We start from the raw sequence: 7,970 nt of genomic DNA on the forward strand, positions 1-7,970 counted from the left end.
GTATGTTGTATTGCTTTTAAAAATCTTCCTTACGCCTACGATATGGCATAAGGAAGATTTTTTATCTATGAAAATAGTATGATATTAGTTAAAATTAAGGGATAGGTTAATCATAGTAAAAGGGGAACCCACCTATGAAAAAAATATTGTGGAATTCAATCCGTTTCAAGTTAGTATTAGGATTTTTGTTACTCACCGTCCCATTACTTATTTTTTTGTTTTACAGCAATTACCATGCAATGGATGTGGTTCGTGAGGAAGTAGCTGAATCGAACGAAAAAATGGTAACGCTTTATATGGGTACGATTGATAGTACATTAAAAACTGTTGAGGAATATCTAATAAATACGGCAACGTTTGATAGTGACATTCAGCAATTAGAGTTCTTTTTATCAGAAAAGGATTATATGTTAGCGAAAATAAGAGCACAGGGTAAAATAAAAGATCATATTTTAATGTTTGAGTCGATTGAATCTATCTTTTTATATTCTAACCATACCAATGATTTTACAGAAGCGTTTAAGCTTGATAGTGCCTCGTATAAGGATAGAGAAAATGCCAGAAATTATATACGTCAAGTCATTAACGAGGATAGTTTAAAAGTGAACGAAAAAGGGTGGCATCTAAAAGCGATTGATGGGGAACATTATTTATTTCGTTATATAAAAACGAGTGGGACAGTGATTGGGGCATGGCTTAACTTAGAAACATTGCTCACGCCACTCGATTTAATTGATTTTGGTGAGTTAGGGGCCTCCTTTTTTGTTACGGATACTGGTGAGGCAGTAGGGGCACCAGCTGATATCATTGAGAAGAATGCCATTAATTTGACTGGAAATTTAGAAAACTATTATCTGTCAGGAAGTGAGGATAAGTTTTTAATCATTGGTCAGCCTTCAGCAACAGCCAACTTTAGTCTTGTAGCATTGATACCAGATGTGAAGATAACAGAAAATTTTCAATCACTAAAGAGGATCGCAACATTCGTTGCTTTTGGTGCTTTATTCATCATTCCTTTCAGCTTATTTTTGTTAAATAAAGCAGTATTATCTCCTTTGTATAAAATTGTTCATGCGATGAAGCGAATTGGTAGAGGGAATTTAGATATTCGAATACCGCAACATTCCACTTCGGATGAATTTATCCTTGTAAACCATACATTCAATCAAATGATGGATCAAATCAAAGAATTAAAAATTAATATCTATGAAGAACGAATCTTGAAACAAAAAGCGGAACTCCAGTACTTGAATTATCAAATTAATCCGCATTTTTTTATGAATACATTAAATATTATTTTTAATCTAGCTCAAGTCAAAAAGTATGATCTTGTACAAGAAATGGTGTTATGTCTTGTTCGCTATTTCCGCTATACTTTAAAGGGGAATATGGACTTTGCGCTACTAAATGATGAACTAACCCATATAAAAAACTATTTACGGATTCAAGAGTTACGGTTTCCTGAAAAATTTACGTATCAAATAGAAGTTGAAAACAATCAATTATTGAGTGTGGAACTTCCGCCGGTAATTATCCAGACATTTGTAGAGAATACGATCAAGTATGCAGTGAACATGGACAAAACGATTCACTTGTTAATAAAAGTAGAGTCGGTAAATCTGGAAGCTGAAGAAAAAATGAAAATCACGATTCAAGATACCGGTGATGGGTTTCCAGAACATGTCCTAGAAACTGTTCGGGCCGGAAAGCTGGAACGTAGTGAAAAGGGAGAACATATCGGGATTTGGAATGTGAAACGAAGATTGCAGCTCAATTATCAGGAGCGGGCACGGTTATCGATTGGAAATGCAAAGCCCAATGGCGCATTAGTCGAGGTGCTTTTGCCTGTAAAGCAAAGATGATGAAGGAGGATTGCTCATGTACTCTGTTTTAATTGTGGATGATGAGATACATGCTATTGAAGGTGTGAAGGATGGGGTCAATTGGGAAAAACTTGATATTGATAATGTGTATACGGCAAATAATTTTCGACAAGCAAAAGAAGTATTTGATTCTCATTCGGTTGATATCATGCTTTGCGATATTGAAATGCCTAAGGGGAGTGGATTGGATCTCTTAGCATGGGTGCGAGAATCATATCCAAAAACAGAATGTGTTTTTCTTACTTGTCATGCCGATTTTAATTTTGCTAAGCAGGCGCTGCAATTAGGAAGTATCGATTATATCTTAAAGCCAGTCCCCTTTGTTGAGTTAGAAGAAGTCATAAAAAAAACAACGGATAAAATAGAAAAAGAGAAAGAGTTACAGGAAGGAAGCATGCTCGGACAGAATTGGGTCAAAAATCAACCATTGTTAGTGGAACGCTTTTGGCACGATATTTTGAACGGGACGATTGAAAGTAACTTACAGACAATTAAGGAAGTCGCGGATGAGCGATCGATTGAATTAAATGAGAACCAACGGATCATGCCGATTCTTATTAGTTTTCAAGGGGAATCTGAACAGGGTAGTGTAGATGAAGCCAGGTCATTGAGACAGGCGTTAAAAAAAGCAGGAGAAGAATTGCTTTTTACGAAAAATGGATATACGGGGCAAATCATTCGTCAAGAAGAGAGAAAACTCATTGTGATTCTTTCGATTGACGACGAAGAGGAAGAAGAGGTTATTACTAGGAATTTAAAACAGTTGTTTGACTCCTATGTGAATGATTGTCATACCTCTTTTGATTGTGATCTAACCTGTTACCTTGGAACCTTTATAAAAGCAGATCAATTAATCGAGATGATTGATAAGTTACTTGAACAAGACCGAAATAATATTTCTTTTTTAAATAAAGTGTTCACAATTGATGAGAAAATCGTTATCGATGCTACAGTTCAATTACCTGATATGAGTATATGGTCTGTTATGCTTCAGGAAGGTAATTATAATAAAGTAACCGAAGAGGCAAGCAATATACTGGAGAAGATGTATAATGAAGGAATTGACGCTAAGAGGCTGCGAAATTTTTATCATGATTTTCAGCAGATGGTGTACTATACACTGAAGCAAAAAGGAATTCAGGCTCATCGCATTTTTAGTGACAACGAATCTGTTCATAAATTAAATCATGCATGTCGATCTGTTAAAGATCTGATGGAGTGGTTCTCTCATAGTGTTTCAAGGGTAGAGCATTTTTCCGAAACGAAATCAGATTCTGTGCTAGAGAAGGTAATTAAATATATTGCAGCAAATATTGATCAAAATATCTCCCGTGAGGATATTGCCAATGAAGTTTATTTAAATCCCGATTATTTATCTAGAATCTTTAAAAAGGAAACAGGATGTTCGATATCGGAGTATCTCGTTAACGAACGAATGAATATATCGAAGGAGTTATTAGAAAAAACCGATATGTCCGTGAGTTCTGTCGCTCTTTATGTTGGTTATAGTAACTTCTCGTATTTCTCAAAAATATTCAAACGACATCTGAAGGTAACGCCTGTCGAGTATCGATTGAATGTTCAAAAGAGAACAAGCTAATAGGTTTATGTTGTATAGATAGTCAAAAACAGTATTCCGTACTTTATTGAAGACACTGAAGTCCCATTTAACTTAATCAGAAAATAATCATAATGTCGCACCTCTTGTGCCTGCTGGTGCAGGTTTCTCATTGTTGGACCATTATCGCTTGTACGACAGATTAGGGTACAGCTCTAGCTTCACTCAAAGGGCGCGAGCTGTCTTTTCTTATCTTTCGCGAATGTCCAAGAATTCTTCTTGATCTCTAAATGAACTAATCAGGTTCTGGAACCTGTACTTCACTATTCAAATTGTTGTAGTTGTTCAAAATATTTCACGATATGGTCACATACAACTTTTGTTGCCTTAGAACGGTATCTCCCTTCTCTAAAAGAAAGATTTATATAGCGTTTGCATTGGATATTTGCGATCGACAATAGTTTTATGCTATTATCCACCCCTCCTTGCCATGTAATTGCTGGTAGAAAACCAATCCCAAGTCCAACACCTATAAAGCCGCGGACAGTAGCTGGGTCATCACTTTCGAGTATAATGTTAGGTTCAAATCCAGCCATACGGCAATAAGATGTAGTGATATCTCTTAAGCCCTTCCCTTTCTGTAAGCTAATAATGGGTTCTGAAGCCAATTTTTCTAAGCAAATATCTTGTTTCGAAGCGAAAGGATGTTCATTGGGAACTGCCAATAATATTTCCTCTTCTAACAAATTAATGATATTCGGTCCGTGTGCTTTCTCTTTCGTTGAATATATAAATAAATCAGCATTTATTTCTTTCTCATTCTCATGTTGTTTAATAATAAATTTAAATTCAGGGTACTGTTTTTTTATTTCTAGTAGGATTTTCGGAAGTAACTTGGAAGCTGCATAAACTGTAATCACTACTGTGTTATCTTGATGTTCATTAGCATCTGCAAGCTCTTTTTTGCATTATCAATTATGTACATAATTTCGTTTGTGTATTTTAAAAGAATTTGACCATTAAGATTTAGTTTTATATTTTTGCCTATGCGAGTAAATAACTTGACCTTAAGTTCATCTTCTAAGATACGAATTGTTTTACTAAGAGCAGGCTGCGCGATGTGTAAATTCTCACTTGCTCTTGTCATATGCTCTAATTCTGCAACTACTTTAAATTGACGTAGATGTTGAAGTTCCATACGTTCCCACCTTATATATAAATAATTATAAAGATATCATTTATTATATATTATACATTATGAAAACAAGAGAATATACTTTAGTCAGAGTTAATGAACAAAACAAGTATATGCAGAAAAATCATTATCAAATAAACAGCTAAAGGAGTCGATTTTGATGTCAGATAAACAATGGTTTGAGATGCTAGAAAATCCTGTGGCAAATGAAGTAATGCAAGCATTTTTTAAATTTCAAAAAGAGGAAAAATTGACGCGTTATAAGCATTTAAACCAAAAGGTTCGTAGTGGACAAATTTTGTTCGTTGGTTCATCGTTAATGGAACACTTCCCCATTAATGAACTTCAACAAACGCTTGAGGACCGTTATATCATTTATAATCGTGGCGTTGGTGGTTTTCTAACAACTGAACTTTTATCACACATGGAAACATGCATTTTTGCATTAGAACCTTCTAAAGTATTTATTAATATCGGTTCAAACGACATAGGTTCACCAGACTATAAAAGGGAAAATCTCATTGTAAACTATGAAAAAATTTTACAACAAATAAAGGAAAGACTACCTAGATGTATGGTGTATGTTATGGCTTATTACCCTGTCAATGCAGAAGTACATAAGACCACAAATGAAAACCTCAACAAAGAACTATTTAAAACTAGAAATAATCCAAATTTTTTAGAAGCTAATAAATCATTAGCAATACTAGCAGAAAAACATGGCTACGAATTTATTAATGTTAATGAGGGATTAGTTGATTCGGCAGGTAATTTAAAAGAAAACTTTACGGTTGAAGGATTTCATATGTGGCCAAATGCATATTCAGTAGTTTTTAAGAATCTATTAAAGTACTTATAAACCGCACGTGAACATATATTATGGTAGCACTTAAAGGAGTTACAAAATGGAGTATGTATTATTATTATTATTATTATTTGGAGGACTGCTGGCTGGTACATTAGGAGGTCTTGTCGGTTTAGGTGGAGGAATTGTAATCGTTCCACTATTATTTGGAATTGGTGCAATATCACACTTCGATATATCACCACAAATAGCTGTAGGCACGTCTATGATTACTGTCGTCATTACTGGCTTGTCCTCTACCCTTACTTATATGAAAAAGAAACTAGTAGATTATAAAAGCTGTCTTTATCTATTTATTGGAAGTGGTCCAGGAGGCATATTAGGTGCTTGGGTCAATCGTTATTTCAATGATGATTCCTTTTCTTTTTATTTCGGTTTGTTTATGGTCATCGTTGCTATTTTGCTTATGGTAAAAAATAAGATAAAGCCTATTGGACAACCAAAAAAATTTACTGTTAGTCGTCACATAGTCACCCCCGAAGGAGAACAATTTACCTATGGTATAAATTTAACATTAGCAATTCCAATTGTATTTTTTGTCGGTTTTTTATCTGGCTTATTTGGAATCGGTGGCGGATCATTACTTGTCCCAGCAATGATAATACTGTTTTCCTTTCCACCGCATATAGCAATAGCAAGTTCAATGATGATTGTATTCCTTTCTGCTATACTTAGTTCGATCACACACATATCATTAGGAAATGTTAATTGGTTGTTCGCCTTACTTCTATTACCTGGGGCATGGTTTGGTGGGAAATTAGGAGCCTTTATTAATTCAAAGTTAAGTAGCAATGCGCTAGTTATAATCCTTCGTTTTGTGTTAATAATTGTGGGAATTCGGTTGATGTTATAATTGGAACATTACTTGCATAATGCGTTTGAAGTTGAAATTTAAAAATCATAGCGGATAAGTTAAGATATCTTACATACCAAGATGGCACAGCATTTATCTGGCTTGCAGATACGATTTGGATAATAGCGCAGAGATTGAAATGGAGCGATATAGAGTATCTGATACAGAAAAGAAAATCACAAGGATTTACTGTACTTCAGATGGTTGCACTTGACCCGGAGCAGAATAGGGAAATGAGAAACCCAGCAGGAGATAAAGCGTTATTAAACAATTTTGAATACGCCAAATGAAAAATTGAATAATAAAAAACACGAGACCTGCATTCGTTGGTACCGTGTTTTTAATTTTTAGAGCTTTTGAGACACACTTTGTTTTTGAAAAATGATGAAGTATTCCAGGTTTTGAAGCATTTTTCATAGCAATGTATGAGAGGACAGAACTGTAAAGTCGTAATTCTACTAGTGAAAAGTCTAATGTGAAGCAGTGGTTATGTCTTTGAATGCGTTATCATTCAAGTAATAAAGCATATCAAAAGGGTAAAAGAATAAGGATGTTTTTCTTAACAGCGGGATCATGGTTCTGAAAGCGCTTGCGATCATTCAGCTAAATAAAAATAAATGTTTGCGAAAAGGAGAATTCAAATGGAAAAATTAAAAATTTCGGAGAATAGAAGATACTTTACACACCAGGATGGCACACCATTTATCTGGCTTGCAGATACAGTTTGGACATTGGCACAGAGATTGAAATGGGACGATGTAGAATACCTGATGCAGAAACGAAAATCACAAGGATTTACTGTACTTCAACTGGTTGCACTTGACCCAGAGCAGGATAAGGAAATGAGAAATCCAGCTGGAGATAAGGCGTTATTAAACAATAACTTGAACACGCCAAATGAAAAATATTTCGAGTATTTAGACTGGATAGTAGATAAAGCAGAGGAATATGGATTTTATGTACTGTTACTGCCTGTATGGGGAGAACTTGTTGTTGGTCATAACTGGATGGGGGAATTCTCGGAGAAAATTGTTACTAAAGATAATGCTTATGAATATGGGAAATGGATAGGGAATCGCTATAAGGACAGAACCAATATCATTTGGGGTCTTGGAGGAGATAGGCAGCCAATCCATCTCGGAGTCGATTACAAGGATGTTTGGCGGAGTATGGCTGAAGGTATTGCAAAAGGTGTACTTGGCAAGGACTTAAAACATAATGACAAAGACCCTAATTGGGAAAAGCTTCTTATGACGTATCATCCATGTCATGAACAGGAGACGGGGGAATGCTCAACCATGTCTTATTGGACAGACGATGATGTTTGGATATCATTTATCATGATTCAATCAGGACATGGGTTAACGCCAAAAAATTATGATTTAGTAAAAACATATTATGACACAGAACAGCCTATGCCAGTATTTGATGCAGAACCTGCCTATGAACAAATGCCAACAGCTTTTCCAGTTCCAGGAACACAATTTGAATATCATGGAGGTTGGATGGTAAGAAAACGTGCTTATTGGAGTTTGTTTGCCGGGTCTTTTGGACATACATATGGTCATGCCTCTGTGTGGTGTATGATTTCAGAAAAGGAAAGAGACAGTTGGAGA

At 35.2% G+C, this 7,970-nt stretch carries 8 protein-coding genes; 6 read left to right on the forward strand and 2 right to left on the reverse strand.

Features of this window, described 5'->3' with window-relative positions:
• Window positions 1–134: 134 nt before the first annotated feature.
• Both CEF19_RS19235 and CEF19_RS19240 read left to right on the forward strand, forming a co-directional pair.
• On the forward strand, window positions 135–1,862 hold the full coding sequence (locus CEF19_RS19235) for a sensor histidine kinase (RefSeq protein ID WP_100407566.1): 1,728 nt from the start codon (window positions 135–137) through the stop codon (window positions 1,860–1,862).
• A gap of 16 nt (window positions 1,863–1,878) precedes the next feature.
• Window positions 1,879–3,483: a response regulator transcription factor gene (locus tag CEF19_RS19240; RefSeq protein WP_100407567.1), complete on the forward strand. Its 1,605-nt coding sequence runs from the start codon at window positions 1,879–1,881 to the stop codon at window positions 3,481–3,483.
• Between the two features lie 281 nt (window positions 3,484–3,764).
• Here the strand turns inward: CEF19_RS19240 and CEF19_RS19245 are convergent, their stop codons facing one another.
• Together CEF19_RS19245 and CEF19_RS24025 are read right to left on the reverse strand one after the other, a co-directional pair.
• The gene (locus CEF19_RS19245; protein ID WP_100407568.1) at window positions 3,765–4,361 is read right to left on the reverse strand and encodes a LysR substrate-binding domain-containing protein; all 597 of its coding nucleotides are present in this window, start codon (window positions 4,359–4,361) and stop codon (window positions 3,765–3,767) included.
• Entirely contained in the window at window positions 4,361–4,639 is a 279-nt protein-coding gene (locus CEF19_RS24025; RefSeq protein ID WP_100407569.1) for a LysR family transcriptional regulator, read from the reverse strand. Before CEF19_RS24025 ends, CEF19_RS19245 begins: the two co-directional genes overlap by 1 nt.
• 157 nt (window positions 4,640–4,796) lie before the next feature.
• On the opposite strand from CEF19_RS24025, the gene CEF19_RS19255 reads away from it, so the two are divergent.
• From CEF19_RS19255 to CEF19_RS19270, 4 genes are all read left to right on the forward strand, one after another.
• On the forward strand, window positions 4,797–5,495 hold the full coding sequence (locus tag CEF19_RS19255) for a GDSL-type esterase/lipase family protein (RefSeq protein ID WP_198510323.1): 699 nt from the start codon (window positions 4,797–4,799) through the stop codon (window positions 5,493–5,495).
• 46 nt (window positions 5,496–5,541) lie between these two features.
• A complete protein-coding gene (locus CEF19_RS19260; RefSeq protein WP_100407570.1) occupies window positions 5,542–6,354 on the forward strand; it encodes a sulfite exporter TauE/SafE family protein in 813 nt (270 codons plus the stop codon).
• A gap of 47 nt (window positions 6,355–6,401) precedes the next feature.
• Window positions 6,402–6,644, forward strand: coding sequence for an apiosidase-like domain-containing protein (locus tag CEF19_RS24340; protein ID WP_227522115.1), 243 nt, complete (start codon window positions 6,402–6,404; stop codon window positions 6,642–6,644).
• 351 nt (window positions 6,645–6,995) lie between these two features.
• Window positions 6,996–7,970, forward strand: a 975-nt coding sequence (locus tag CEF19_RS19270; protein ID WP_100407572.1) for a glycoside hydrolase family 140 protein, incomplete at its 3' end; no start/stop codon positions are given.

Source organism: Bacillus solitudinis, assembly GCF_002797395.1.
GTDB lineage: Bacteria > Bacillota > Bacilli > Bacillales > Bacillaceae_D > Halalkalibacter_A > Halalkalibacter_A solitudinis.